The organism is Cognatiluteimonas sedimenti (genome assembly GCF_022808325.1).
GTDB classification, from domain to species: domain Bacteria; phylum Pseudomonadota; class Gammaproteobacteria; order Xanthomonadales; family Xanthomonadaceae; genus Cognatiluteimonas; species Cognatiluteimonas sedimenti.
In genome coordinates this window covers 374,976-400,177 of the sequence record NZ_JALGCL010000002.1, presented here as the reverse complement: position 1 = coordinate 400,177, position 25,202 = coordinate 374,976, and the positions used below count along the sequence as shown (strand labels likewise).

Annotated in this window: 25 protein-coding genes; 13 read left to right on the top strand and 12 right to left on the bottom strand. The window is 69.7% G+C overall.

The window, feature by feature from the left end; translation table 11 throughout:
• The first annotated feature begins 28 nt into the window (after window positions 1-28).
• Complete coding sequence (locus MQC88_RS08630; RefSeq protein WP_243321077.1) at window positions 29-760, top strand: SIMPL domain-containing protein; 732 nt, start codon at window positions 29-31, stop codon at window positions 758-760.
• A gap of 286 nt (window positions 761-1,046) precedes the next feature.
• Complete coding sequence (locus tag MQC88_RS08625) at window positions 1,047-1,745, top strand: energy transducer TonB (RefSeq protein WP_243321075.1); 699 nt, start codon at window positions 1,047-1,049, stop codon at window positions 1,743-1,745.
• 116 nt (window positions 1,746-1,861) lie between these two features.
• Here the strand turns inward: MQC88_RS08625 and rlmH are convergent, their stop codons facing one another.
• The 6 genes from rlmH to leuS all read right to left on the bottom strand — a co-directional run bounded on the left by rlmH (window position 1,862) and on the right by leuS (window position 8,286).
• The gene (gene rlmH, locus MQC88_RS08620) at window positions 1,862-2,332 is read right to left on the bottom strand and encodes a 23S rRNA (pseudouridine(1915)-N(3))-methyltransferase RlmH (RefSeq protein ID WP_243321073.1); all 471 of its coding nucleotides are present in this window, start codon (window positions 2,330-2,332) and stop codon (window positions 1,862-1,864) included.
• Between the two features lie 249 nt (window positions 2,333-2,581).
• Complete coding sequence (rsfS, locus tag MQC88_RS08615) at window positions 2,582-3,004, bottom strand: ribosome silencing factor (protein WP_243321071.1); 423 nt, start codon at window positions 3,002-3,004, stop codon at window positions 2,582-2,584.
• A gap of 47 nt (window positions 3,005-3,051) precedes the next feature.
• Window positions 3,052-3,732: a nicotinate-nucleotide adenylyltransferase gene (gene nadD, locus MQC88_RS08610; protein WP_243321069.1), complete on the bottom strand. Its 681-nt coding sequence runs from the start codon at window positions 3,730-3,732 to the stop codon at window positions 3,052-3,054.
• A 6-nt stretch (window positions 3,733-3,738) separates the two neighbouring features.
• Window positions 3,739-4,791, bottom strand: a complete 1,053-nt coding sequence (gene holA / locus MQC88_RS08605; protein WP_243321067.1) for a DNA polymerase III subunit delta — start codon at window positions 4,789-4,791, stop codon at window positions 3,739-3,741.
• Between the two features lie 16 nt (window positions 4,792-4,807).
• Window positions 4,808-5,482: an LPS-assembly lipoprotein LptE gene (locus MQC88_RS08600; protein WP_243321066.1), complete on the bottom strand. Its 675-nt coding sequence runs from the start codon at window positions 5,480-5,482 to the stop codon at window positions 4,808-4,810.
• A 56-nt stretch (window positions 5,483-5,538) separates the two neighbouring features.
• Window positions 5,539-8,286: a leucine--tRNA ligase gene (gene leuS / locus MQC88_RS08595; protein ID WP_243321064.1), complete on the bottom strand. Its 2,748-nt coding sequence runs from the start codon at window positions 8,284-8,286 to the stop codon at window positions 5,539-5,541.
• 208 nt (window positions 8,287-8,494) lie between these two features.
• Here leuS and MQC88_RS08590 point away from each other — a divergent pair, with 208 nt between their 5' ends.
• Complete coding sequence (locus tag MQC88_RS08590) at window positions 8,495-8,740, top strand: SemiSWEET transporter (protein WP_243321062.1); 246 nt, start codon at window positions 8,495-8,497, stop codon at window positions 8,738-8,740.
• A 22-nt stretch (window positions 8,741-8,762) separates the two neighbouring features.
• Here MQC88_RS08590 and MQC88_RS08585 read toward each other — a convergent pair whose 3' ends face one another.
• Genes MQC88_RS08585 through MQC88_RS08570 form a run of 4 tightly spaced genes read right to left on the bottom strand, consistent with a single transcriptional unit; the run spans window position 8,763 to window position 10,706 of the window.
• The gene (locus MQC88_RS08585) at window positions 8,763-9,407 is read right to left on the bottom strand and encodes a DUF998 domain-containing protein (RefSeq protein WP_243321061.1); all 645 of its coding nucleotides are present in this window, start codon (window positions 9,405-9,407) and stop codon (window positions 8,763-8,765) included.
• Window positions 9,404-9,622, bottom strand: coding sequence for a helix-turn-helix transcriptional regulator (locus MQC88_RS08580; protein ID WP_256451762.1), 219 nt, complete (start codon window positions 9,620-9,622; stop codon window positions 9,404-9,406). Before MQC88_RS08580 ends, MQC88_RS08585 begins: the two co-directional genes overlap by 4 nt.
• Window positions 9,622-10,080, bottom strand: coding sequence for a DUF2178 domain-containing protein (locus tag MQC88_RS08575; protein ID WP_243321059.1), 459 nt, complete (start codon window positions 10,078-10,080; stop codon window positions 9,622-9,624). The genes MQC88_RS08580 and MQC88_RS08575 overlap by 1 nt, the downstream gene beginning before the upstream one ends.
• Window positions 10,077-10,706, bottom strand: a complete 630-nt coding sequence (locus MQC88_RS08570; RefSeq protein ID WP_243321055.1) for a hypothetical protein — start codon at window positions 10,704-10,706, stop codon at window positions 10,077-10,079. The genes MQC88_RS08575 and MQC88_RS08570 overlap by 4 nt, the downstream gene beginning before the upstream one ends.
• 137 nt (window positions 10,707-10,843) lie before the next feature.
• Here MQC88_RS08570 and trxA point away from each other — a divergent pair, with 137 nt between their 5' ends.
• The 8 genes from trxA to MQC88_RS08530 all read left to right on the top strand — a co-directional run bounded on the left by trxA (window position 10,844) and on the right by MQC88_RS08530 (window position 18,705).
• A complete protein-coding gene (trxA, locus tag MQC88_RS08565) occupies window positions 10,844-11,722 on the top strand; it encodes a thioredoxin (protein ID WP_243321053.1) in 879 nt (292 codons plus the stop codon).
• A complete protein-coding gene (locus MQC88_RS08560) occupies window positions 11,719-12,186 on the top strand; it encodes a DUF4442 domain-containing protein (RefSeq protein WP_243321051.1) in 468 nt (155 codons plus the stop codon). The genes trxA and MQC88_RS08560 overlap by 4 nt, the downstream gene beginning before the upstream one ends.
• A 70-nt stretch (window positions 12,187-12,256) precedes the next feature.
• A complete protein-coding gene (locus tag MQC88_RS08555; RefSeq protein WP_243321049.1) occupies window positions 12,257-14,308 on the top strand; it encodes a bifunctional serine/threonine-protein kinase/formylglycine-generating enzyme family protein in 2,052 nt (683 codons plus the stop codon).
• 68 nt (window positions 14,309-14,376) lie between these two features.
• Complete coding sequence (locus MQC88_RS08550) at window positions 14,377-15,066, top strand: DUF502 domain-containing protein (RefSeq protein ID WP_243321047.1); 690 nt, start codon at window positions 14,377-14,379, stop codon at window positions 15,064-15,066.
• Between the two features lie 141 nt (window positions 15,067-15,207).
• Window positions 15,208-16,020, top strand: coding sequence for a queuosine precursor transporter (locus tag MQC88_RS08545; RefSeq protein WP_243321045.1), 813 nt, complete (start codon window positions 15,208-15,210; stop codon window positions 16,018-16,020).
• A gap of 216 nt (window positions 16,021-16,236) precedes the next feature.
• Window positions 16,237-18,078 carry a DUF885 domain-containing protein gene (locus tag MQC88_RS08540; protein WP_315857088.1) on the top strand — a complete coding sequence of 614 codons (1,842 nt, stop codon included), beginning with the start codon at window positions 16,237-16,239 and terminating at the stop codon, window positions 18,076-18,078.
• Window positions 18,079-18,280: 202 nt separating this feature from the next.
• Entirely contained in the window at window positions 18,281-18,517 is a 237-nt protein-coding gene (locus tag MQC88_RS08535) for a hypothetical protein (RefSeq protein WP_243321041.1), read from the top strand.
• On the top strand, window positions 18,514-18,705 hold the full coding sequence (locus MQC88_RS08530) for a hypothetical protein (RefSeq protein WP_243321038.1): 192 nt from the start codon (window positions 18,514-18,516) through the stop codon (window positions 18,703-18,705). Before MQC88_RS08535 ends, MQC88_RS08530 begins: the two co-directional genes overlap by 4 nt.
• A 217-nt stretch (window positions 18,706-18,922) precedes the next feature.
• Here the strand turns inward: MQC88_RS08530 and MQC88_RS08525 are convergent, their stop codons facing one another.
• A complete protein-coding gene (locus MQC88_RS08525) occupies window positions 18,923-20,323 on the bottom strand; it encodes a DEAD/DEAH box helicase (RefSeq protein ID WP_315857087.1) in 1,401 nt (466 codons plus the stop codon).
• Window positions 20,324-20,871: 548 nt separating this feature from the next.
• Here MQC88_RS08525 and MQC88_RS08520 point away from each other — a divergent pair.
• Window positions 20,872-21,240: a hypothetical protein gene (locus tag MQC88_RS08520; RefSeq protein ID WP_243321037.1), complete on the top strand. Its 369-nt coding sequence runs from the start codon at window positions 20,872-20,874 to the stop codon at window positions 21,238-21,240.
• A 64-nt stretch (window positions 21,241-21,304) separates the two neighbouring features.
• On the opposite strand, the gene MQC88_RS08515 is transcribed toward MQC88_RS08520, so the two are convergent.
• Window positions 21,305-22,678: an MBL fold metallo-hydrolase RNA specificity domain-containing protein gene (locus tag MQC88_RS08515; protein ID WP_243321035.1), complete on the bottom strand. Its 1,374-nt coding sequence runs from the start codon at window positions 22,676-22,678 to the stop codon at window positions 21,305-21,307.
• A gap of 210 nt (window positions 22,679-22,888) precedes the next feature.
• On the opposite strand from MQC88_RS08515, the gene MQC88_RS08510 reads away from it, so the two are divergent.
• Window positions 22,889-24,991 carry a M13 family metallopeptidase gene (locus MQC88_RS08510; protein WP_243321032.1) on the top strand — a complete coding sequence of 701 codons (2,103 nt, stop codon included), beginning with the start codon at window positions 22,889-22,891 and terminating at the stop codon, window positions 24,989-24,991.
• The last annotated feature ends 211 nt before the right edge of the window (window positions 24,992-25,202 follow it).

The window sequence follows — 25,202 nt, the reverse complement described above, 5'->3', positions numbered from 1 at the left end:
CACCCTGCCCCATCCACCGGAGAACACGATGACCCTGCGCCCGTTCCTGCTCGCGTCCGCCCTCGCCTTGAGCGCCATCGCCATGACCGCATCCGCCCAGACCTCCGCACCCGCCGCCTTTGCCGGCAGCGACGGCACGCTGCTGTCGGTCTCGGCGCAGGCCGAAGCCAGGCGCGTGCCGGACGTGGCCACGATCTCCGCCGGGGTGGTCACCCAGGCTGCCGACGCCAATGCCGCGATGCGCGCCAACGCCGTCCAGATGGACAAGGTGATGGCCGCGATCCGAGCCGCCGGCATCGCCGAACGCGACATCCAGACCAGCGGCGTCAACCTCAACCCGCAGTACAGGTACGTCGAAAACCAGGCCCCCGCGATCACCGGTTACCAGGCCAGCAACACGGTCAACCTCAAGGTCCGCGACATCGCCAGGCTCGGCAAGGTGCTGGATGCACTGGTCGCCAGCGGCGCCAACCAGGTCAACGGGCCGAGCTTCGAGATCGACCAGCCGGAGACCGCCTACGACGAGGCCCGCCGCGCCGCGCTGGACAAGGCGCGGGCGCGCGCAAGCATGTACGCCGAGACCCTGGGCATGCGCGTGCGCCGGATCGTCAGCATCAGCGAGGGTGGCGGGTTCCAGCCGCCGATGCCCGTGCCGATGATGGCGATGGCGCGTGGCAAGGCCGAAGCCGACACCGCGGTGTCGCCTGGCGAGACCACGCTGGCAGCCAACCTGGACGTGGTGTTCGAACTCGGGCGATAACCGGCCCGTCCACGCGATACCGGCAAGGCCCGCTTTCGCGGGCCTTGTTTCTACTGCGGAGTCTGGCGTCGATCGGGGTACGCCTTGGACGGAATCGCCGCCCAGTGGGCGGGGCGTTGCGCCCTCCTGGCAGCATCCTTGCAGAAGTCGGGTGGCTCGACTTTACCTTCCATACGCATCGCCACGGCGCAGTCCCGGATTGCGGCGTCTCGGGAACGATGCTCGCAACCCCGCTGCCGCCGTTGACGCGTTCCCCGGAACGCAACCGTCAACCAGGAGGTGGCCCATGGTGCATGCAATCCAGGTTCCGTCGCGGTCTTCGCTTTCGCACTCGGCTTCGCCACGCCCGTGGCCACCCCGGCACCCGGACGTAAACCGCATTGCCGGCTATGCCGTGGCGATCACCTTCAACGCCGCGATGCTGCTGCTGTTGCTGGTGCCGCTGCGCGCGCCGCCGGCACTGGAGCAGCCGGACATCACCCAGCCAATCCGCTGGATCCTGCGCGAAACGCCACCACCGCAACCGCCGCTGCCGGCGACCATCGAAAAGCCCAGGCCGCAACCGCCGTCCACGACGGCGCCGCGAACCGTGGAAACGCAGCCGCAGCCGCCCGTGTTCTCGGAACAGGGCGAGCTTGCGCCCGAGGTGCCCGATGCGCCCGACGTCCCGGTCGCGCCCACGATCCAGGTTCCGGCGGCACCGATGCCCGGCGTCCGGCTGGAGTACGCGCAGGCGCCCGCGCCCACCTATCCGCGCGCGGCGCTGCGGGCCGGCGCCGAGGGCACCGTGCTGCTGCAGGTGCTGGTGGATATCGACGGCCGGCCACTGCAGGTCGACGTCAGCCGCAGCAGCGGCGACCGTCGCCTGGATGTCGCGGCCCGCGACCAGGTCCTCCGGCATTGGCGTTTCCGCCCGGCGCTGCGCGATGGCCAGGCCGTGCAGGCGATCGGGCTGGTACCCATCGATTTCAGCCTCGATCGCTGAGCGCATCCCCGGCGACGCCCGCACACGGAGGTGCGGGCCTCTTCGTGGTCATCTGCCTTCGACGCCGCATCACACGGCGCCAGGCGCGGAGCATGCCCGCTGCGAGACTCCGCAGCTCAGCCGCGGTGGTAGGGATGGTTGGCCAGCAGCGCCGCGGCGCGATACAACTGCTCGGCCGCGACCAGCCGCACCAGCATGTGCGGGAGCGTCAGCGGGCCCAGCGACCAGGTTTCGTCGGCAACCGCCAGCACGTCGGCGGCGTGGCCTTCCGGCCCGCCGATGAGCAGGGCGAGGTCGCGGCCGCCGCCGCGCCAGTGTTCGAGGCGCTGCGCCAGTTGTTCCGACGACCATGGCTTGCCGCGGCCATCGAGCGCAACCACATGGGCGGATTTGGGCAACGCCGCCAGCACGCGCGCGCCTTCGTCCGCGGTCGCGCGCGCCGGATCACGGCCCTTTCCACGCAGGCCGGGTTCGATCTCCACCAGTTCCAGCGGCAACCAGTGCGACAGCCGCTTCTGGTACTCGGCGAATCCCTGGGCAACCCATGCGGGTGCGCGTTCTCCGACCGCCAGCAAGCGTGCTTTCATGCGGGCATCGTACCAATCCGGAAGTCGCGCCTTGCGCCATGGCAAAGCGGGGTGCCGGCTTTCAGGCACTCGATTGAGCAGCAGCGTGCAGACGTGGGCGGGATGGATGCTGCGACTTGACGGGCGATGGCGTCCAGGGCACTCGCGGAACCTTCCGCAGGCGATCGCCCGGGCATGTGCCTGCCGGCGCTGGCCGCGGGATGCCGAAGCCTTGACCCCGGCAACCGCTACCCGCCGGGCATGCGGACCTCAGGAGGCGGCCGCGGTATCGCCGTATTCGTCGATGCCTTCCGGCGGCTGGTCGCCAACTGTCCACAGGCGCTCGAGCGCATAGAACTCGCGCACCCGCGGCAGCATCACGTGGACCACGACATCGCCCAGGTCCACCAGTACCCACTCGGCCTCGCGCTCGCCTTCCACGCCCAGTGGCATCACGTCGAGCTTCTTGGCGAACTTGACCACCTCGTCGGCGATCGACTTGACGTGCCGCGACGACGTGCCCGAAACGATGACCATGTAGTCGGTGACGCTGCTCTTGCCGCGCACGTCGATCTCGACGACGTCCCTGGCCTTGAGTTCCGCGATCGCGGCATGCACGGTCTCGAGCAACACCCCGATCGGCGGCGGCGGGTTCGGCAACTGGGTCTTGATGACCTGGGCTTGGCTGGTCAAGGGCGTCTGCGGCTGGGGAATCGGCGGCGATTATAACCGGCGCCCGGTCACGGCCCGATGACGCCGCCGTGAATTCCGTACAGGCCGTGGCCGCGAATGTAATCGGCCACCGCGGGCGGCACCAGCCCGCGCCAGGGCAAGCCCGCGGCGATGCGGTGGCGTATGTCGGTGGCCGACTGCGCCTGCAACGGCTGGCGCAGGTACAGCACGCGACCGGCGGGCTGGCCGTGCAGCGAATCCGGCGAGGAGGCTTCGCGGCCCTGCATTGCCGCGGACAGCACTGGCGGCAGCTCGGCATCCAGCGGGCTGCCGGCGCGGCTTGCCACGACGAAATGGGCCAGGTCGAACAGCTCGCGCCAGCATTTCCAGGTCGGCAGCCCGATGAAGCTGTCGGCGCCCACCAGCAATGCGATCGGTGCATCGGCGCCGCGTTCGGCACGCAGCTCGCGCAAGGTGTCGACGCTGTATGAACGTCGCGTGTCGTCGATGGCGTGGCGCCGCAGTTCGCGCAGGTCCGGCACCAGGCCCGATTCGGCGGCGACCGCCCGTTGCAGCATCGCCGCGCGATGCTCGGCCGCGGCGCCCGGCGGCGGCCGGTGCGGCGGGTCGGCGGCGGGCACCATGTGGATTTCGCTGCCCAGGGCGGCATGCGCGGCGCGGGCAATGGCGATGTGGCCGTTGTGTACCGGATCGAAGGTGCCGCCGTAGAGGACGAACAATCCCGGCATCACCGCTCAACCGGCCAGCAACGCCGCCGCCCGGGGCTCGGCGACCGCCAGCAGCAGGCGCTCCAGTTGCAGCCAGGCGTCGGGCGATTCGATGCCGGGGCGGCCGCGCCCCTTGGCGATGCGGTCCACGCGCCCGACCTCGGCGACGAAACGTTCCCAGCGCGCGGGCGGATGCCGGCCCAGCGCACGCGTGTACATCGCCTGCCTGGCATCCCAGATCCGCTGCGCCTTGAACTCGGCATTGAGGTTGCCGCCGCGCGCGCGCACCCGTGCCAGCGCCGCGGCGCGCTGCAGTTCCATCGCGACCATGCCCAGCAGCGCCGGCACCGCCTCGCCTTCGGCGCGCAGCCCGTGCAGCATGCGCGAGACCTGCGCGCCGTGGCCATTCATCGCCGCATCGACCAGCCGGAACACGTCGAAGCGCGCGGCGTCGGCGACCAGTGCATCCATGCGTTCCACGTCCAGTGGCTGGCCGTCGGCGAGCAGCGCCAGCTTGTCGATTTCCTGCGCGGCCGCCAGCAGGTTGCCCTCGACCCGCTCCGCCAGGCGTTGCACCGCGGCGCGGTCGGCGACCAGGCCGCGTGCGCGCAGGCGGCGATCGATCCAGTCGGGCAACTCGTGGGGCTTGATCGCCCATGCGACGGCAATCGCGCCGATGCGTCCGATTGCCTCGCTCCACTTGCCGCCGTGCTTGTTGCTCCATTCGCCGCAGGTCACCAGCAGGCAGACATCGGCCGGCGGCTCGCTGCAGAACTCGACGATGACCTTGCCGCCCTCGGTGCCCGGCTTGCCGGTAGGCAGCCTCAGTTCGAGCAGGCGCCGGCTGGCAAACAGGCTGGGCGCGCGCAGGCTGGCGGCCAGCGCGTCCCAGTCCGGTTCGCGCTGGTTGCCCTCGGCCATGAACACTTCGCGCTCGGCGATGCCCTGTGCGCGCGCCGCCGCGCGGACCGCATCAGCGGCTTCGAGCACGCGCAACGGTTCCTGGCCCGCTATGAGGTAGGCCGGCGCCAGGGGTTCACGGCCGACACGGGTCGCGAGCTGCTCGGGAGTGGATTCCATGCGCCGTGGCGCGCCGTCAGGGCGCCGGGACGGGCGCCGGCTCGGGTTCGGCGGTGGCGGGTGTTTCCACCGTGGGCGCCGTCGCAGGCGGCTCGACCGGCGCGGTGGTCGCGGACTCGGATCCTGCGGAATCGAGGCCGGCAGCTTCGGCGCCCGCAGGCGCAGCGGGGCCGACGCCCTGCGCCTGCGACATGCGCGAAACCGCATCGATCCGGCGCAGGATCGACGCCACCATGTCGCGGCGCATCTCGCGCGACAGGATCTCGCGTTCGTCGTCGGTGCCTTCCGAACGCGTCGGCACCGAGATGTAATCGCGCGACAGTTCGATCGCCTGCTGCGGTACCAGGTCGCTGCCATCGGCGCGGCGCAGGCTGAAGATCGCCGCATAGCGCAGGGTGAACTCCTGCGCGCGACCGAACTGGTCGACGCTGATCGGGGTATTGCCCCAGCGCTCGCCGACCAGGTTCAGGGTCGCGACGTCGGTCGCGTCGTCCGCCGCCATGGTCGCGCCGGCGCGTTCCAGCGCCTGCCCCAGCGCCAGCGCCAGCGCACTGTCGGGGTTGCGCGCAACCAGCCGGATCGGCCCCAGGTCCGGCGGCAGCAAGAGCGCGTCGCGCAGGTGGAAGCCGCAGGCTGCCAGGCCCAGCAGCAGGAGCATCGCCAAGGTCGCGGTCAGGGCTTGTCTGGTCATCGGCGCAGTCTGGACGAGGTCGGCAACAGCGGCAAGCCGGGCGGCGCGGACGCCATTCAGCCGGCCACGATGTTGACGATCTTGCCCGGCACGACGATCACCTTGCGCACCGCGAGGCCGTCGAGGAAGCGGGCGACGTGGGGTTCGGTCAGCGCCATCGCCTCGATCGCATCGCGCGGCGCATCCGGTGCCACCTCGATCGTGCCGCGCAGCTTGCCGTTGACCTGCACCGCCAGCGTCAAGGCATCGCGCGCCAGCGCGGCCAGGTCGACGCGCGGGAACGGCACGTCCTCCAGCAGCGCCTGCGGATGGCCCAGCGCCTGCCACAGCGCATGGCAGACATGCGGCGTGACCGGGTTGAGCAACAGCACCATCGCCTCCAGCGCCTCGTGCCGCACCGCACGCCCCTGGGCGGACATGTCGTCGAACCTGGCGACGTGGTTGAGCAGTTCCATCAGCGCCGCGATCGCGGTGTTGAAGCTGTGGCGGCGGCCGTAGTCGTCGCCGACCTTCTGGATGGTTTCGTGCAGTTGCCGGCGCAGGGTCCTCTGCGCGGCGTCCAGGGTCGCGACGTCCACTCCCGGGTGATCGGGCTGCGCGACATGGGTCATGACTTCCCGCCAGAACCGGCGCAGGAAGCGCGCCATGCCTTCGACCCCGGCCTCGCTCCATTCCAGCGATTGTTCCGGTGGCGCGGCGAACATCGAGAACAGGCGCACGGTGTCGGCACCGTACCTTTCGACCATCGCCTGCGGATCGACGCCGTTGTTCTTGGACTTGGACATCTTCTCGGTGCCGCCGATGCGCACCGGCTGGCCGTCGGCCCTCAGCGTCGCACCGGTGACGTGCCCGCGCTCGTCGCGCCGCACGTTCACGTCCGCGGGGTTGATCCACTCGCGATGGCCGGCGTCGTCCTCGCGGAAATAGGTGTCGGCGACCACCATGCCCTGGGTCAGCAGCCGCGTCGCCGGCTCGTCGCTGCGGACCAGGCCCTGGTCGCGCAGCAGCTTGTGGTAGAAGCGGAAATACAGCAGGTGCAGGATCGCGTGTTCGATGCCGCCGATGTACTGGTCCACCGGCAGCCAGTAATCGGCGCGTTCGTCGACCTGCGCCGCGGCGCCGGGCGAGGTGTAGCGCGCGTAGTACCAGCTCGACTCCATGAAGGTGTCGAAGGTGTCGGTCTCGCGCTCGGCCGCCGCGCCGCATTGCGGGCAGCTGGTCCTGCGCCACTCCGGATCGGCCTTGATCGGCGACACCACGCCGGAAAACGCCACGTCCTCGGGCAACACCACCGGCAATTGCTCTTCGGGCACCGGCACGGCGCCGCAGGCGTCGCAGTAGATCACCGGGATCGGGCAGCCCCAGTAGCGCTGGCGGCTCACGCCCCAGTCGCGCAGGCGGTAGTTGACGCGGCGCGTGCCGCGACCCTCGGCCTGGAACCTGTTGGCCAGCGCATCGAAGGCCTGCGCGTAGTCCATGCCGTCGAGCTCGCCGGAATTCACCAGCCAGCCGCGCTCGGTGTGGGCGCCGACGGTGGCGATGCGCTGCTGGAACTCCTCCACCACCCGCACCGCCGCGTCGGTGGCGTAGACGTCCACCCCGCCGGCGCCGCCATTCAGCGCAGCCTGCATCGGATCGGCATGGCCACCGCCCAGGTCTCGCCGGATTTCATCCAGCGCATCGCGCACCGGCGCCGGTACCACCACCATCTTCACCGGCAACTGGTATTGCTGCGCGAATTCCCAGTCGCGCTGGTCGTGCCCCGGCACCGCCATCACCGCGCCGGTGCCGTAGCCCATCAGCACGAAGTTGGCGACGTAGACCGGCAGTGCTTCGCCGGTGAGCGGATGCAGCGCGCGCAGGCCGGTGTCCATGCCGCGCTTTTCCTGGGTCTCCAGTTCGGCCTCGGAGACGCCGCCCTGCTTCAGGCCGGCGATGAATGCCGCCAGGGCCGGATCCGACCGTGCCGCCTGCTGCGCCAGCGGATGCTCGGCGGCGATGCTGACGAAGGTCACGCCCATCAGCGTGTCCGGGCGCGTGGTGAAAACCTGCAACCGGTCCTCGCTGCCCTGGATGTCGAACGCGAATTCCAGGCCCTCGCTGCGCCCGATCCAGTTGCGCTGCATGGTCTTGACCGAGTCCGGCCAGCCGTCGAGCGTGTCGAGCCCGTCCAGCAACTCCTGCGCGTAGTCGGTGATCTTGAGGAACCACTGCGGGATTTCCCGCTTTTCCACCACCGCGCCCGAGCGCCAGCCGCGGCCGTCGATCACCTGCTCGTTGGCGAGCACGGTGTGGTCGACTGGATCCCAGTTGACCACCGAGTTCTTGCGGTACGCGAGCCCCTGCTTCAGCAGCCGCACGAACATGCGCTGCTCGTGGACGTAGTACTCCGGCCGGCAGGTGGCGAACTCGCGGGTCCAGTCGATCGCGTATCCCAGCGACTTCAGCTGGGCGCGCATGTGCTCGATGTTGGCGTAGGTCCATTTCGCCGGCGACGTGCTGCGCTTGATCGCGGCGTTTTCCGCCGGCAGCCCGAACGCGTCCCAGCCCATCGGCTGCAGCACGTTGCGCCCGCACATTCGCTGGTGGCGGCTGATCACGTCGCCGATGGTGTAGTTGCGCAGGTGTCCCACGTGCAGCGCGCCGGAGGGATACGGCAGCATCGACAGGCAGTAGAACTTGGGCCGCGACGGATCCTCGGTCACCTCGAATGCGCGGGTTTCGTTCCAGTACCGCTGCGCTGCCGACTCGACGGCGGCGGGCTGGTACGCGGCAGGTTCGTGGCTGGCGGGTTCGGTGGACACGGCGCGGCGGGCAAGGGAAAGACCGGGAAGCCTACCGCAGCGCACAAAAAGTCGCCAACGGCCCCGATTTTCCCCACATCGTCCCCGCCAGCCGGGTCCCGCTGCTCCGCGCCTGGCCGCGGGCGCGGCCTGCGGGACTTCGAAGCGAGCGGCCGGCTGCCGGCCGGCCGCCGGCTATCATCCGACCAAACTTCCCGCGGGCGTCGACATGGAATGGATGGGCTACCTCGCCGCGCTGCTGACCACGGTCGCCTTCGTGCCGCAGGCGCTGAAGACGATCCGCAGCCGCGACACCGGCGGCATCTCGCTGGCCATGTACGTGGTGTTCACCCTGGGTATCGCCTGCTGGTTCGGTTACGGGGTGGCGCTGGGCTCCTGGCCGATGATCCTGTCCAACATCGTCACCTTCGCGCTGGCGGCGACGATCCTCGTGCTTAAGTTGAAGCACGGATGAGCCGAAACGCGCGTAGGCCGCGTCAGCCGCGCGTCGCCCCGCTGCGCAGCGCCACCCGCGACGCCAACGCCAGCCAGAGGAAATAGAGCGCCAGCGTGACCCGCTGCGCGTAGCCCGGGTTGTCGTGCAACAGCGGCAGCCAGTCGCCCATGCGTTGCATGACGCTGGCCAGGGTCGCCAGCGCCAGCAAGGCTCCGCCCGCGACCAGGGCGCGCCATGCCGGCCGGCGCCGCAGTGCCAGCGCCAGCAGCAACGCCGACGGCAGGAACCCGAGCAGCGCGATCGTCAGCATCGCCACGTGCAGCTTCGACGCCATGCCGTCGGGTTCGGCCAGGTCGTAGGCGAACACGCCGTTGCCGGCGAATGCCAGCCCGGAGATCAGCAGCAGCCAGGTACCGATGCGGGCCTGCGCGCCGGTGCCGTCGCGCCCCAGCGGTGGCTGCAGCGACAGCGCGAACCAGGCGACCAGCAGACCCGGGACGATGAACCCGGCCACGTTCCAGCACGGCGCCAGCGCCACGCCGCGCATGCCGAGGAAGCTGACCGGCATGTGCGCGTGTTCGTAGCCCGGCACGACCGCCCCCAGCCACAAAAGCGCCACGGCGAACACCATGCCGGCGACCCAGCCGGCGTGCATCCCCATGCGTGCCAGCCGTGAACCGTTCATGCGCCCTCCTTCCACTGGAACACGTCCTCGACGCCGACCCGGAACGCACGCGCGATCCGGAACGCCAGCTCCAGCGACGGCGCGTAGCGGCCGGCTTCCAGCGCGATGATCGTCTGCCGCGTCACCCCGCATTCGCGCGCCAACGCCTCCTGGGTCATGTCGCCGTGCACGACGCGCAGCGCGCGGATCGCGTTGTCGATCGGGGTACCGGCCATCAGCCGCGCCGGTAGCGGTACAGCTGGTAACCGGTGAACACCACGAGCGCGAGCATCACCATCCACAGCAGGCAATAGCGCATCCATTCCACGCCCAGCCGTGCCGGCAACCCCGGGTCGCCCAGCAAGGCGACGCCCGCCACCACGTTCAGCAGCGCCAGCGCGTAGAACCCGAATTTCGCCGCCTGGCCTTCGATGCGCTGGTCGCGCTCATCGGCAAGCGGCTCGTGCGGGCGCCAGCGCTGCATGGCGACGACGGCAAAGATCACGGCATTGAAGCCGATGTACAGCGGCTGCGTGAGCGCCTCGTGGCGCGCCTCGAAGTACCCCGTGTCCGGCCAATGCCCGAACAGCAGCCAGCCCAGGTAGGCCGACGCCAGGACCGCGGCGCCGCAACCCAGCCAGGCCATGCCTTCGCGCTTGCCCATTTCCACGATGCCCATGGGCAGCCTGCTCATCGCCGCGCCCTCCAGTGCAGCACGGCCCCGGCCGCGTACTCGAACAGGCAGCCCCACATCACCGCCAACACCAGCAGGTTGGCGACCATGAAATGACTCGCCCATTGCAGCCGCGATGCCGGCGACAGTCCCAGCGCCACCGCCAGCATGATCACCGCGACCACAAGCGCGCCACGGCCCCAGGCGGCGGCGCGCGCTGCGATGGCGCGGTCGCGTTCGTCTTCCTCGACCGCGCCCTTCCAGCGCGACGCGAGCACCGTGGACAGGACCGACCAGGCGACCAGCAACAGCACCAGGTTGCGCGCCACCGCGCTGGCATCGGCGTCGGCGAATACCCCGGCCGCCGCGAACACCTCGATCTTCGCCAGGAAGTAGACGATCGCGGCCAACATGAAGCCGGCGCCGATCCAGGCCTTCCATTCCGCCGGCGACGCGGCTGCGCCGAGTTCGTCGCCCGGCAGCCGCGAAACCCGGTACATCGACACCCAGGCCACCGTCACCAGCAACGCAGTGCCTGCCTGCCCGGCATCCACGCCAAGCAACCTCGACGGCCCGGCCAGCAGCAGCCAGAACGCGACTCCCGCGCCGGCCAGCAGCCCGGCGATTCCCCAGCGATGCAGTGACATGGACAACCCCCATCTCGATGTAAGGTGTACATTACATTCGGTTGTCGTGATGTCAAGTATTTTTTACATCTGGTCGTGGCGGTTGGATTCGGGGGCCGCTGGCACAATCTCAGGCTGAACGCCTCCCGGGATCCGCCATGTCCATTGCCGCCAGCCCCGCCCACGTTTTCGATGCCACCACCGAGACCTTCGAAACCAGCGTCATCCAGAGGTCGCTGCAGGTTCCGGTGCTGGTGGATTTCTGGGCCGAATGGTGCGGGCCCTGCAAGCAACTCGGTCCGCTGCTGGAGAAGCTAGCCGCCGACTACCACGGCGCGTTCGAGCTGGCCAAGGTCGATGTCGACAAGGAGCAGCAGCTGGCCGCCGCGTTCCAGATCCGCTCGATTCCGACGGTGATGCTGGTCAAGGACGGGCAACTGGTCGACGGCTTCCCCGGCGCGCTGCCGGAAGCGCAGCTGCGCGAGTTCCTCGCCCACCACGACATCCAGCCCGGCGTGCCGGCCGAGCAGGAGCCGCTGCCGGAGCAGGCCGCCGCGCCGGTCGACCCGCATGCCGAGGTGCTGCGCCTGCGCAAGGCGATCGAAACCGAGCCGGACAAGGCCGAACTGAAACTCGACCTCGCCCTGGCCCTGCTCGCCACCGGCGGCGCGCACGAGGCCGGGCAGCTGCTCGACGCGCTGCCGGCCAACCTCTCCACCGACGACCGCGCGGTCAAGGCGCGGGCGCGGCTGGGATTCGCCGCGCTGCTCAAGGACGCGCCGCCGGCGGAAACCCTGCAGGCGGCGATCGCCGCCAACCCCGACGACCTGCGCGCGCGCCACCTGCTGGGCGTGCAGCGGATCGTCGCCGGCGACGCCGAGGCCGGGCTGGAACAGTTCATCGAGATGCTGCGCCGCAACCGCGGGTTCGAGGACGGGCTGCCGAAGAAGGCGCTGATCGACGCCTTCCGCGTCGTCGACGACGAGGACCTGGTCGGCCGCTATCGCAGGAAGATGTCCTCGCTGCTGCTGGTATGACCACGCTGCGCAGGCTCTCCGCGCGCACCCTGCGCCGGGCGCTCAACCTGTGGCCGCCATTCCTGTTCGCAGGCATCCACGTCGTCGCCATCGCCGACGACTGGCGCCATGCCCGGGTCGAGTTGCGGATGCGGCCCTGGAACCGAAACTACGTCGGCAGCCATTTCGGCGGCTCCCTGTTCGCGATGACCGATCCGTTCTGGATGCTGCTGGTGATGAACGCGATCGGCGACGACCACATCGTCTGGGATCGCGCCGCGGCGATCGATTTCGAGAAACCCGGGCGCGGCACCGTGGTCGCCGAATTCAACCTCGACGATGCCGTTCTCGAGGAACTGCGCGCCGCCACCGCCGACGGCGACAAGGTCCTGCGCTGGTTCGACACCGCGATTCGCGACGCCGATCACGATCTGGTCGCGCGGGTGCGCAAGCAGCTGTACCTGCGGCGCAAGCGCGCCCGCTGAAGCTGGCGGCCACGGGTTCACCCGCCCAGCCCGCGCGGCGTATGCTCGCGGCTTGGCAACAGGGGGCCAGATGTCCGCGATTCCGCCCGACCGCGACGACGGCACGCCTGCGCAGGCGGGCGCGCCCTTGCCGGAAATCGCCGGCTACGCGCTGTCGCGGGCGATCGGCGATGGCGGCATGTCGACCGTGTACCTGGGCGAGCAGCAATCGCTGGGGCGCGAAGTCGCGATCAAGGTGATGCTGCCCGAGGCGCTGGCCGACGAGGTCAGCCGCCGCCGCTTCGAGAACGAGGCGCGCACCATCGCGCGGCTGGAGCATCCGCACATCGTCGGCATCTTCGAGGTCGGCCGCACCCGCGGCGGCCTGCCCTACTACGCCATGCCCTACCTTGCCCGCGGCCACCTCGGCCAGCGCGAATTCGCGCAGGACGGGCACGACAACGGCCATGCCCGCGTGCGCCAGATCCTGCACGCGCTGTTGTCGGCGCTGGACTACGCGCACGCGCGCGGCGTCGTGCATCGCGACGTCAAGGCCGAGAACGTGCTGTTCGACGAAGCCGAACGTCCGCTGCTGGCCGACTTCGGCATCGCCCTGCGCCGCGGCTTCGGCCCGCGCGTCACCACCGCGGGCATGGCCGTGGGCAGCACCGCCTACATGGCCCCGGAGCAGGCGCGCGGCGAGGAAGTCGATGCCCGTGCCGACCTCTACAGCGTCGGCGTGCTGGCCTGGGAGATGCTCACCGGCCGCCTGCCGTACATGGCCGGGGACGCGTTGTCGATGGCGGTGATGCACGCCCAGGACCCGATCCCGCGGTTGCCACGGCACCTGCGACACTGGCAACGCTTCCTCGACAAGGCGCTGGCGAAATCGCCGGCGCAACGCTTCCGCAGCGCGCAGCAGATGCGCGAAGCGCTGGACCGGGTTCCGCAGCGTGGCGGCCAGCCCATGGTGCGCGCGGCCGCGGCGCTGCGCCATGGCATCGCGCGCATCCGGCGCTGGCCACGCGGCGCCTGGATCGCGGTCGTGCTGGTGGTGGCTGCCGGGCTGGGCATTGCGCTGCGCCAGGGCGCCGACGGCGACGGCTTCTTCCGCGTGCCGGGTGGCGCTCGCAACGCGACGGCGGGCGCGGGCCCGGGCGCGATCGCCGACATCACCGACCCGATGCTGCGGCCGTTGCCGGTCTCGCCGGCCGAGCGCTGGATCGCCGCCGCCGAGCAGCAGCTGCGCGCGCGGAACCTGACCACCCCCGGGGACGGCAACGCCTACGACAGCCTGCTGACGGCCTGGAAAGCCGACGCCGCGCATCCGCGCCTGCCGGCGGCGACCGCGGCGCTGATCGCCGCCTTCGCCGACGAAGCCGGGCGCCGCATCCGCTCCGGGGATATCGAGCGCGCGCGCGACTACGTCGACCGCGCCAGGCGACTGGCCGCGGCCGCGCCCCGCGGCGACCCGGCCTGGATGGCGCAATTGCAGGCCCGCGTCGCCAAGGCGCTGGAGGCGCGCATCGCCGAAGCCGCATCGCACTACGACCGTGACACCGCGTTGCGGACCGCCGCAAGCGCCGAAACGCTCGGCATCGACGCCGCGACCACGCAATCGCTGCAGGCGCGGGCACGGGCGATCCCCCAGGCCGGCGATCCCTTGCCCGGCGAACCGGGCATGCGCCTGGCGCAGGTCGGCGGCGACATGATCGCGGCCTCGCGCAACGAAGTGAACCGTTCCGACTACGCGCGGTTCGCCGCCGCCACCGGCCGCGCCGCGGCGCTGTGCCGCGAGCGCCTGTCGCCGTTGCGGATCGTCAAGCCGATCTCGTGGCAGGAACCGGGCTTCACGCAATCGCCGGGACAGCCGGTGGTCTGCGTGTCCTGGTCCGACGCCGACGCCTACGCGCGCTGGATGAGCCAGCGCAGCGGCCGTCGCTATCGCCTGCCGAGTGCGGCCGAGGCGCGCGCATTGCCGGCCGGCGGTGGCGCGCGGGCGGTGTCCGAGTGGCTGCGCGAATGCAGCGGCGACTGCAGCCAGCGCGCCACTGCCGGCCGCAGCTGGCGCGGCGCGCCCGCGCCGCGCGACGCCAGCCGCGGCTACGACGACGTCGGCTTCCGCCTGGTGCGCGAGCTGTAGCGCGGCGGCCAAGCCGGGTTTCGCCAGCGTCGCCGCTGCCGGCCATCCCGCTCCCCTACAATCCGCGCATGCGCCCACCCCTTTCGACAGGCCAACGCCTGCAACGACTGTTCCTCACCGGCCTGCTGACCCTGCTGCCCATCTGGCTGACCTGGGTCGTGGTCAAGTTCGTGTTCGTGCTGCTGTCGGACACCAGCCGGCCGCTGATCGGTCCGCTGCTGCACAACCTGGCGGCGAGCGACGGCCCGGCGCTGCGCTGGCTCGACGATCCCTGGGTGCAGACCGCGTTCGCGCTGCTGGCGACGCTCGCGGTGATCCTGCTGGCGGGCTGGATGGCGCGGCGCGTGTTCGGCCAGCGGTTGCTGCGCTGGTTCGAAGCGCTGGTCGCGCGCGTGCCGCTGGCCAGCACGATCTACGGCAGCGCGCGCAAGCTGCTCGACATCCTGCAGACCCAGCCCGACGGCACCCAGCGCGTGGTGCTGATCGATTTCCCGCACGCGGAAATGAAATCGGTCGGCTTCGTCACCCGGGTGATCCGCGAACAGGGCACTGGCCGCGAACTGGCCGCGGTCTACGTGCCGACCACGCCCAACCCCACCTCCGGTTACCTCGAAATCGTGCCGATCGAGAAGATCACGCCGACGGACTGGACCGTGGACCAGGCCATGAGCTTCATCATCTCCGGTGGCGCGGTCTCGCCGGAGTCGATCCCGTTCGCGCCGCCGAAAGGCGTGGCCAAGCGGCCCGACGATTTCTGATCGTCATGCCCGCGATAGCGGGCATCCTTGCTGGCCGGAAAACTGCAGCGCAAGCGGATGGACTGGCATGCGCCTGCGGAGAAGCCCCGCTTTGCGGGAACAACGCGCTGGAGACGCGCAACCACGACAGGACCCCGCTGCATGCACGCCACCGAAAGCGCCGATTCCAACCTGCGCCGCACCGGCCTGTGGCTGCTCAACGACCGCGCGTCGCGACTGTTCATCGGCCTGGCCGGGTTCTTCTGCGTCAATGCGGTGCTGGCGGAGTTCATCGGCGTCAAGATCTTCGCGCTGGAAGACACGCTCGGGATCCGGCCGCTGGAGTGGAACCTGTTCGGCCAGGCCGGCTCGCTCAACTTCACCGCAGGCACGCTGCTGTGGCCGATCGTGTTCATCATGACCGACACGGTCAACGAATATTACGGCCGCCGCGGCGTGCGCTTCATCAGCTGGCTGGCGGCGGGCCTGATCATCTACGGCTTCGCGTTCGCGTTCGTCGCCATCCACCTCGCGCCGGCATCGTGGTGGGTGACCGTGGCCCAGGAGCACGGCGTACCGGATTACCAGGCCGCGTTCGCGGCGGTGTTCGGGCAGGGGTTGTGGACGATCTGGGGCTCGCTGGTCGCCTTCATCATCGGCCAGCTGATCGACGTCAACATCTTCCATCGTATCCGTCGCGCCACCGGCGAGCGCCACGCCTGGCTGCGCGCGACCGGCTCGACCGCGGTGTCGCAACTGGTGGACAGCTTCGTGGTGCTGTACATCGCCTTCGTGCTCGGCCCGCAGCACTGGCCCACCTCGCTGTTCCTGGCGGTGGGCACGCTCAATTACCTCTACAAGATGGCGGCCGCGATCGCGCTGATCCCGCTGCTGTACCTGGCGCGGGCCGGCATCCACCGCTACCTCGGTCGCGCGCGCGCCGACGAACTGCGCGAGCATGCCGCCGCGGGTTGATGCGTTGCGCATCCTCCTCCCTCCCTGCCGGAGGAAGGCAGGCGTTGCTCCTTCGCGGCGCCACGGTCCAGGAGTCACGTTCCTGCCTGCGCCACAGCACGACGCCCGCGGCCCGCGGTTAACGGAATGCAAGCGCGCGTGGCGTTACCCTGCGCAGCGGTTTTCCGCCGCTTGCCAGGAACATCGATGCACCCATGCCGGTCGCTCCCCATCGCCTTGCTGGTCGCCGTGGCCACCGTGCTCGCGGGTTGCGCGACCACTTCGACCGGCGGCGGCACCCGCGGCAACATCGCGTCCCGCGACAAGGCGGCCACGCTCGACCGCCTCTACGAGCAGTTCTGGCAGGAAGGCCTCGAGCTCAACCCGCTGCAGGCCACCTTCCAGGGCGACGCGCGCTACAACGACGAACTGCCCAACCTGCTCTCGGCCGACTACCGCAAGCGCACCCACGATTTCAACGCGCGCTGGCTGAAGAAGGTGCAGGCGCTGGGCCCGGCCGGGCTCGACGGCCAGGACCTGATCAGCTACGAGATCTTCGTCCACGACGCGGGCTACGCGCTGCAGGGCGAGCAGTTCCCCGGCTGGATGCTGCCGGTCAACCAGTTCTACAACTTCGCCAACCTCGCCGCCACGCTCGGTTCGGGCAACGGCGCGCAGCCGTTCCGTACCGTGCGCGACTACGACAACTGGCGCAAGCGCGCGGCGCAATTGCCGGCGATCTTCGACCAGGCCATCGCCAACATGCGCGAAGGCGTCGCCAAGGGCGTGGTGCAGCCACGGGCGCTGATGGACAGGGTGGTGCCGCAGCTGGACGCGCTGATCCGCGACAAGCCGGAGGACACGCTGTTCTGGACGCCGGTCAAGACCATGCCGCCGTCGTTCTCCGACGCCGACAAGGCGCGGATCACGGCCGACTACCGCGAGCTGATCGCGCAGCAGCTGACGCCCGCGTACCGCCGCCTGCGCGACTACATCGCCAACGACTACATGGCGCATACCCGCGCCAGCGTCGGCGTGGCCGCGCTGCCCAATGGCGCCGCTTGGTACGCCTGGAACGCGCGCCAGGGCACCACCACCGACCTGACCCCGGCGCAGATCCACCAGACCGGGCTGGACGAAGTGGCGCGGGTCCAGGGCGAATTGCGCAAGGTGATGCAGCAGGCCGGGTACAAGGGCTCGCTGCAGGAGTTCTTCCGCTTCATGCGCAGCGACAGGCGCTTCGCGTACAAGAACGACGGCGCGATCCTGTCGCGCTACCGCGACATCGGCGCGCGCGTCTCGGCCGCGTTGCCGAAGCTGTTCTCGCCGCTGCCCAGGGCGTCGCTCGAGATCCAGCCGGTGGAACCCTACCGCGCCGCCACCGTGCCGGCGGGCGAGTACCAGGGCCCGAGCGCCGACGGAAAGCGCCCTGGCGTGTTCTACGTCAACACCTCCGACGTGCCGCGGCGACGCACGTGGGAAGCCGAGGACCTGTTCCTGCACGAGGCGATCCCCGGCCACCACGTGCAGGTCGCGCTGCAGCAGGAACTCATTGGCCTGCCAAAGTTCCGCCGCAACGGCGGCGAGACCGCCTTCGCCGAAGGCTGGGGCCTGTACGCCGAATCGCTGGGCAAGGAGCTCGGGATGTACCAGGATCCCTACGATTACGCCGGCTACCTGCTCAACTCGCTGTGGCGCGCAACCCGCCTGGTCGTCGACACCGGCTTGCACGCGCAGGGCTGGAGCCGTGAGCGCGCGCTGCAGTACATGCTCGACAACACTGCAGGCACCCCGGCCGAAGCCAACGCCGAAATCGAACGCTACCTCGCCATCCCCGGGCAGGCGCTGGCCTACAAGATCGGCGAACTGAAGATCGAAGCCCTGCGCACGCGCGCCGAGCAGGCGCTCGGCCCGAAGTTCGACCTGCGCCAGTTCCACGCCCAGGTGCTCAAGGACGGCTCGGTCCCGCTGGACGTGCTCGACGCCAAGATCGACCGCTGGATCAAGGCGCAGCAGGCGGCGACGCCGGCCGCAACAGCACCCCCGGCATCGAAAACGGCGACTGCGCCGGCGCAATAAAGCGCCCCCGGATCGCGGCGTGCGTGCGGGGCAGCGGCATTGCTGTCCCTCTCCCCGCCTGCGGGGAGAGGGTGCCGAAGGCGGGTGAGGGGCAGCCCGAAGCCACCCATCCCCACATCCGACGCAGCTGCCAAGCGCGAGAAAGCACACCTCCCCCACCGCTGGTATCGTGCCCCCACCGCATCCGCGCCGGGGAAGCGCCATGCCGGACTTCGAACACAAGCTGCTGCAGCGCTGGACCGGCGCGACCTTCATCAAGGCCGGCCTGCTGGTGATGCTGGCTGGCGCAGCCCCACTGCTGCTCTACACCGTGGTCGGCCCGGCCGACGGCAACCCGATCGGCCTGGGAATCCTGATGGTGGTCGCGGTTCCGATCGGGTTCCTTCTGCTGGGCATCGGAGCCCTGCGTCTGCTGATCGCGTGGCTGCAGCGGCAATGAAGCACCTGTTCGACCTGCTCGGCGTATTGCTCGCCCTGTACACCGCGTACAGCGTTCATCGCGGCCGCGTTTACGGCAAGAGCGGCGCCGGTCGCCGCACCTGGGAGCGCACCGAGGACCCGAACGGCTTCTGGACGCTGATCGCGATCTATGCCGCGCTCAGCGTGTTGCTGGTGGTGTGGTTCTGATCCATGCCCTGCCGGCCGGGCCTCGCGCGCAGGTCGAAGGAAGTTTCGAGGATCGCCGCCTGGGCAAGCGCGCGGTCTGGAAGATCGAGGCGTCTTGATCGCCGGCGATCGTTCGAATCGACATCGCCCCGCGACGGAGCCCACACTTCCCGGGGGTTCGATCACGAACAAAAAGGGCCGGCATTGCCGGCCCTTTCGTTTGCCCGTGCCGCCCTGCTCAGGCGCGCGTGTCGCGCCTTCCGGCCCAGGCGCCCTGCCCCGAACGCTTGGGGCCGGCGTGCGCGGTGGTGCGCGCGGCGGGCTTGCCGTGCGGGCGATGCGCGGGCTTCGCCGCGGCGTTGCGACCTGGCGGGCGCTGGCCGCCCTGGCGCTGGCCGCCGCCGTTCTTCGGGATCGGCGTGTCCAGGCGGATCGGCTTGCTCGGGGCGTAGCCATCGACCACGTCCATCACCAGGTCCACCTTGAGCATGCGCTGGATCTGGCGCAGCAGCCCGCCTTCCTCCGGCGACACCAGCGACAGCGCCTCGCCCTGCGCGCCGGCGCGGCCGGTGCGGCCGATGCGGTGGATGTAGTCCTCCGCGACCATCGGCAGGTCATGGTTGATCACCAGCGGCAGGTTGGGGATGTCGAGTCCGCGCGCGGCGACGTCGGTGGCCACCAGCACGCGGGCCTTGCCGGCCTTGAACAGGTTCAACGCCTTCTGCCGCTGGGCCTGGCTCTTGTTGCCGTGGATGGCGACGGCCTTGAGGCCGGCGGTTTCCAGTTGTTCGGCCAGGCGGTTGCAGCCGTGCTTGGTCTTGCCGAACACCAGCACCTGGTCGGTGTGGCGCTTGCTCAGGATGTCGATCAGCAGGTCGCGCTTGCGCGAGCCGTCGACCGGGTGGGCGCGGTGCACGATGGTCTCGGCGATGGTGTTGCGCGCGGTCACCTGCACCTGCTGCGGGTTGCGCATGAACTCCATGGCGAGCGACTTGATCTGGTCCTCGAAGGTGGCCGAGAACAGCAGCGTCTGCCGCTCCTTGGGCACGCGATTGAGGATGCGCTTGATCGCGGGCAGGAAGCCCATGTCGAGCATGCGGTCGGCTTCGTCGAGCACCAGGATCTCGACCGCGTCGAGCTTGGCGCTGCCGCGCTCCAGGTGGTCGATCAGGCGACCGGGGGTGGCCACCAGGATGTCGACGCCGCGGCGCAGGTTGTCGACCTGCGGGCCCATGCCGGCGCCACCGTAGATGGTGGTGACGTTGAGGCGCAGGTGGCGGCCGTAGGTCTTGAGGCTGTCGGCGACCTGCACCGCAAGTTCGCGGGTCGGGGTCAGCACCAGCGCGCGCGGCTTGCGCGGGCCATTGGGCGGCGTCGCCTTGGCCAGCCGCTGCAGCAGCGGCAGTCCGAACGCAGCGGTCTTGCCGGTGCCGGTCTGGGCGCCGCCGAGCAGGTCGTGGCCGGCCAGCGCCAGCGGAATCGCCTGGACCTGGATCGGGGTGGGCGTGGCGTAGCTGTTTTCGGCAAGTGCGCGCAGCAGGGCCGGCGACAGGCCGAGCCGTTCGAAAGCCGTGCCGGCGTGGTCGTCGGCAACGGCGTCGGTCGCGGCCTGGCGGGCCGTGTTCTGGTCGAGCGTCATGTGGAACTCCGTTCTTGCGCCCGCACGGCGGCGGCGTCCGTGGTCGATGGACCAGCAGGCGACGGCAGTCGATGCGAGCGTTACCCGGAGCGTTCCTTGAACCGCGCTGCGAGTTGTCTTTTTGACGACGCCGGATGTTCCGGTGCCGTGTCTGCGCGACGAAAGGCGTGCGGGGAGAGAAGGCCGCGGGGGGCGGTGTCATTGGAAGTCCACACGGGTACGTGCGGGCCCTTGACCAGTGAGGTCTCCAACGATCCGACCAGGCGGCAGGCTTACCAGGAAAACGGATCAGCCGTGCGCGAACCGGCGAACTGTACGCGAATCCGGCTGAACGCGCCAGCACCGCTGGCCTCCCATTGCCCTGCCGAATGTGGGAGCGGCTTCAGCCGCGAGCTTTTCCACCGCCCCCCGGCCCCGTGCAAGCATGGAAGGTCGCGGCTTAAGCCGCTCCTGCAAGAAGCCTCGTCGCGGGACCGGTGCCCGCGGGCGCCTGCATGCCCGGCGGCGCTGTGCGACCCTATCGCGCGGGCACGAAGCGGAGGAATCGGATGCGCAACGACGCGACCGGGACGATCCTGGGGCGATGGCTGCTGGCCAGCGTCTTCGTGGTGATGGGCGCCTGGCGCCTGCTGGCGGCCAGCCATGGCGTGCAGATCGCCAACGGCACGCTGGTGTTCAGCGCGGTGGAACTGTTGTTGGGGCTGCTGGTCGCGTTCGGCTGGCGCCTGCGCTGGACAGCGGCGCTGGCGGCGCTGCTGCTGCTGGCCGATGCGCTGCTGTCGCACCCGTTCTGGGCGCTGTCGCAGCCCGAACGCGGCGCGCAATTGCTGCACTTCATGAAGAACATCGCGATCGTCGGCGGCCTGTTGCTGCTGGCCACGGGCGCCGGGCGCGAGCGCCGCAGCCACCGCTACTGAGTGCCCCTGCGCCCATCCCGGGCGCTTGCGATGCCAGCCCGCCCGGCCGGCGCGTCGGAACCACTCAGACCTCCAGCGTCATCCCCGGATAGGCGAGCGTGACCTCGATGCCGTCGCGCTCGCCGATCTCGCCGGCCAGTGCCTCGCGCGACTTGTCCTCGCCATGCACCAGCGCCAGCGGGGGATGCGGGGTGAAGCCTTCGTACCAGTCGATCAGGCCGCCCTGGTCGGCATGCGCGGACAGCCCCCCGACGGTGTGCACCTGTGCATTGACGCGGAAGTCGCGGCCATGGATGCGTACCCATTTGGCGCCATCGACGATCCGCCGGCCAAGCGTGCCGTCGGCCTGGTAACCGACGAACACCACGTGCGCCTGCCGCCGCCCGATGTTCTGCATGAAGTGGTGCAGGATGCGTCCACCGTTGGCCATGCCGGAACCGGCAATGATGATCGCGCCGCTTTCGATGTTGTTGATCGCCACCGATTCGTCCCGGGTGCGGGTGATGCGCAGGTTCGGCAACTGGAACGGGTTGGGCTTGTCCTTCCAGACCCGCCTGGCGTCGGCATCGAACAGGTTGCCGTGGCGGTCGTAGACCGCGACCACCCTGGCCGCCATCGGGCTGTCGAGGAAGATCCGCCAACGCGACATCTGCCAGTCATCCCAGTGCTTGGCGAACCAGTACAGCAATTCCTGCGAACGCCCGACGGCAAATGCGGGGATGCACACGTTGCCGCGGTCGCGCCAGGCGTCGGCGAAGATTCCGCCGAGCTCCGCCACGGTATCGGCGCGCGCGCGATGGTTGCGGTCGCCGTAGGTGGACTCCATCAGCAACAGGTCGGCCTGTTGCACGGTTTCGGGGTCGCGCAGGATCGGCGAGCCCTTGGGGCCGAGGTCGCCTGAATACACCAGCTTCCTGCCATCGGCCCACAGTTCGACGATGGCGGAACCGAGGATGTGGCCGGCATCGCGGAAGGCGATCTCGATGCCGGGCAGCAACTGGGTGCGGGTGTCGTAAGGCAGCGGCTCGATCCGTGCGAGCGTGTCGTGGACATCGGCCTGGGTGTACAGCGGCACCGCCTCCGGCTCGCCCGGCCTGCGGTGGCGGTTGTCGCGCTCGGCGTCGGATTCGGCCAGCGAGGCCGAATCCAGCAGCATCACCGGCATGAGGTCGGCGGTCGCTTCCTGCGCGTAGATCGGGCCCCGATAGCCGCGCTTGACCAGCAACGGCACGCGGCCGATGTGGTCGATGTGGGCGTGGCTGACCACGATCGCGTCGATGGCTTCGACTTCGAACGGGAAGTCGGCGAGGTTGAGCGCCTCGGCGTCGCGGCTGCCCTGGATCATGCCGCAGTCCAGCAGCACCCGCTTGCCGGCGGCTTCGACCAGGTGCATCGAGCCGGTGACCATCCCGGCGGCGCCGTGGAAATGCACGCGCATGTGCTGCCTCCCAGTGCTGGATGCGCGGCAACTTAGCACGCAGCCTGCCGCAGCCGTCGCTTCCGTGAAGATTCCGTTGCCGGTCCCTCGTTACCTTCGACACCCCCCGTCGACGGGTGCGCAGGCTAGAGTCGGCGGGTGCCCCGGTCCGGGGCTGCCGCTGCCGGCATCCGGCGCGGAACCCTGCCCAAGCTGGAGCCTTTCGTGAGCATGAGCCACAAACCGCAGACCCTGTTGTTGTCGCTGGCGGTCGCCGCCGCCCTGGCCGGTTGCGCGAAACAGGACGCCGCCGCGCCGGCCGACGCCGATGCGACCAAGCCCGCCAGCGCCAGCACGACGGAACTGCCGCCGACCGCCGCCTTCGCCATCGCCGACCTGGACACCAGCAAGAACGCCTGCACCGACCTGTCCGACTTCGTCAACGGCAAGTGGCTCGCCGCGCACCCGGTGCCCGACGACCGCACCACGTGGGGCAGCTTCGAGATGCTCGACGAGCGCTCCGAGGCCGCCAGCAGGAACATCGCCGAGGCCGCAGCCAACGACGCCAGCGCCAGCGGCCTGGCCAAGCTGGTAGGCGACTTCTATGCCACCGGCATGGACGAGGCCGCGATCAACGCCGCCGGCATCGCCCCGCTGCAGCCGATGCTCGACCGGATCGATGCGTTGAAGACGCCGGCCGACATCGCCCAGTACCTGCGCGACGAGTTCGCCGCCGGCCGCGGCGAGGTGTTCTCGTTCGGCGCCGAAGCCGATTTCAAGAATTCCTCGCAGGAGATCGGATACGCGTTCCAGGACGGCCTTTCGCTGCCCGAGCGCGCCTATTACCTGGAAGACGGAAAGGACGGCAGCTACAGGAAGATCCGCGAAGCCTACGTCGCCCACGCCAGCAAGCAGCTGCAGAACGCCGGCGTGGCGGCCGCCGATGCCGACCAGCAGGCAAAGGACGTGCTTGCGTTCGAGACGCGGCTGGCCAAGGCCTCGCTGTCGCCGATCGACCTGCGCGATCCCGACAACCAGTACAACTTCGTCAGCGTCGCCGACGCCGACAAGGCCTCGCCGAACTTCCCGTGGTCGGAGTTCATGAAGGCCAACGGCCTGAGCGTCGAGGGCTTCTCGCTGTCGCAGCCGGAGTTCTTCGCCGAGTTCGACAGGATGCTGGCCGACGTGCCGGTGGCGCAGTGGCAGGCCTACCTGCGCATCCATGCGATCGACGGCATGGCGCCGTACCTGTCGGACAAGTTCGCCGACGAGCGCTTCGACTTCTTCGGCAAGACCATGCGCGGGCAGAAGGAACAGAAGCCGCGCTGGAAGCGCGTGCTCGACGCCACCGAGGGCAACGTCGGCGAGGCGCTGGGCCAGATCTACGTCAAGCAGTACTTCCCGGCCGAATCCAAGGTGGCGATGGAGAAGCTGGTCGACAACCTGCGCGCGTCGCTGAAGGCGCGGCTGGAAAACCTCGACTGGATGAGCGAGGACACCAAGGCCAAGGCAATCGAGAAGTGGAACAGCTTCACGCCAAAGGTCGGCTACCCCGACAAGTGGCGCAGCTGGGACGGCCTGGCGACCACGCGCGATGGCTACGTGCAGAACGTGCTGGCCGCGGCCAAGTTCAACCACGACTGGCAGATGGGCAAGATCGGCAAGCCGGTCGACCGTACCGAGTGGGGCATGACCCCGCAGACGGTCAACGCCTACTACAACCCGTTGCAGAACGAAATCGTGTTCCCGGCCGCGATCCTGCAACCGCCCTTCTTCGATCCCGAGGCCGATCCGGCGCTCAACTACGGCGGCGTCGGCGCGGTCATCGGCCACGAGATGCTGCACGGCTACGACGACCAGGGCAGCCAGTTCGACGCCAAGGGCAACCTCGCCAACTGGTGGCAGGACAGCGACACGAAGGGTTTCGAGGCGCGCACCGGCAAGCTGGTCAAGCAGTTCGACGACTATCGCTCGATCGACGACCTGCCGGTGAAGGGCGAGCTGACCCTGGGCGAGAACATCGCCGACCTCGGCGGCCTGACCGTGGCCTACGACGCGCTGCAGAAGGCGCTGGCCGATGCCGGCAAGTCGCCCGACGAGAAGATCGACGGCTATACCCAGGACCAGCGCTTCTTCATCAACTGGGCCACGGTGTGGCGCCGCAACTTCAACCCGGAAGAGCTGAAGGTGCGACTGAACACCGACCCGCACGCGCCGGCGAACTTCCGCGCGATCGGCGCGCCGTCGAACATGCCGGCGTTCGCGACCGCATTCCAGTGCAAGGCTGGAGACGCGATGGTGCGTCCCGACGACAAGCGCGTGGTGATCTGGTAAGTCGCGAAGCAGCGCAAGTGTTCGCGAAGGGCCCGGTGATCCGGGCCCTTTTTTTTGACTCTTCTCCCGATTCCTGCGCCTGGCGGCGCCTGCGGACGGCGCTGTCGCCCGTCGGGCCGGGGGTGCCGTGTTCTCCTGGCGTCATCCTGCCTCCCACGCGCGATATCGATCCGTGTGGTGGCGTGCACGTTCAGCGTCCCATCGCGGGCGC

Coding starts and splice junctions, on each gene's coding strand:
- trxA (WP_243321053.1), top strand. CDS start 10,844: ATGTCCATTGCCGCCAGCCCCGCCCACGTTTTCGATGCCACCACCGAG.
- MQC88_RS08590 (WP_243321062.1), top strand. CDS start 8,495: ATGGAATGGATGGGCTACCTCGCCGCGCTGCTGACCACGGTCGCCTTC.
- MQC88_RS08545 (WP_243321045.1), top strand. CDS start 15,208: ATGCACGCCACCGAAAGCGCCGATTCCAACCTGCGCCGCACCGGCCTG.
- nadD (WP_243321069.1), bottom strand. CDS start 3,732: ATGCCGGGATTGTTCGTCCTCTACGGCGGCACCTTCGATCCGGTACAC.
- MQC88_RS08625 (WP_243321075.1), top strand. CDS start 1,047: ATGGTGCATGCAATCCAGGTTCCGTCGCGGTCTTCGCTTTCGCACTCG.
- rlmH (WP_243321073.1), bottom strand. CDS start 2,332: ATGAAAGCACGCTTGCTGGCGGTCGGAGAACGCGCACCCGCATGGGTT.
- MQC88_RS08535 (WP_243321041.1), top strand. CDS start 18,281: ATGCCGGACTTCGAACACAAGCTGCTGCAGCGCTGGACCGGCGCGACC.
- MQC88_RS08630 (WP_243321077.1), top strand. CDS start 29: ATGACCCTGCGCCCGTTCCTGCTCGCGTCCGCCCTCGCCTTGAGCGCC.
- MQC88_RS08530 (WP_243321038.1), top strand. CDS start 18,514: ATGAAGCACCTGTTCGACCTGCTCGGCGTATTGCTCGCCCTGTACACC.
- MQC88_RS08515 (WP_243321035.1), bottom strand. CDS start 22,678: ATGCGCGTGCATTTCCACGGCGCCGCCGGGATGGTCACCGGCTCGATG.
- MQC88_RS08510 (WP_243321032.1), top strand. CDS start 22,889: ATGAGCCACAAACCGCAGACCCTGTTGTTGTCGCTGGCGGTCGCCGCC.
- MQC88_RS08555 (WP_243321049.1), top strand. CDS start 12,257: ATGTCCGCGATTCCGCCCGACCGCGACGACGGCACGCCTGCGCAGGCG.
- MQC88_RS08570 (WP_243321055.1), bottom strand. CDS start 10,706: ATGTCACTGCATCGCTGGGGAATCGCCGGGCTGCTGGCCGGCGCGGGA.
- MQC88_RS08560 (WP_243321051.1), top strand. CDS start 11,719: ATGACCACGCTGCGCAGGCTCTCCGCGCGCACCCTGCGCCGGGCGCTC.
- MQC88_RS08550 (WP_243321047.1), top strand. CDS start 14,377: ATGCGCCCACCCCTTTCGACAGGCCAACGCCTGCAACGACTGTTCCTC.
- MQC88_RS08580 (WP_256451762.1), bottom strand. CDS start 9,622: ATGGCCGGTACCCCGATCGACAACGCGATCCGCGCGCTGCGCGTCGTG.
- MQC88_RS08575 (WP_243321059.1), bottom strand. CDS start 10,080: ATGAGCAGGCTGCCCATGGGCATCGTGGAAATGGGCAAGCGCGAAGGC.
- holA (WP_243321067.1), bottom strand. CDS start 4,791: ATGGAATCCACTCCCGAGCAGCTCGCGACCCGTGTCGGCCGTGAACCC.
- MQC88_RS08600 (WP_243321066.1), bottom strand. CDS start 5,482: ATGACCAGACAAGCCCTGACCGCGACCTTGGCGATGCTCCTGCTGCTG.
- MQC88_RS08525 (WP_315857087.1), bottom strand. CDS start 20,323: ATGACGCTCGACCAGAACACGGCCCGCCAGGCCGCGACCGACGCCGTT.
- MQC88_RS08585 (WP_243321061.1), bottom strand. CDS start 9,407: ATGAACGGTTCACGGCTGGCACGCATGGGGATGCACGCCGGCTGGGTC.
- MQC88_RS08520 (WP_243321037.1), top strand. CDS start 20,872: ATGCGCAACGACGCGACCGGGACGATCCTGGGGCGATGGCTGCTGGCC.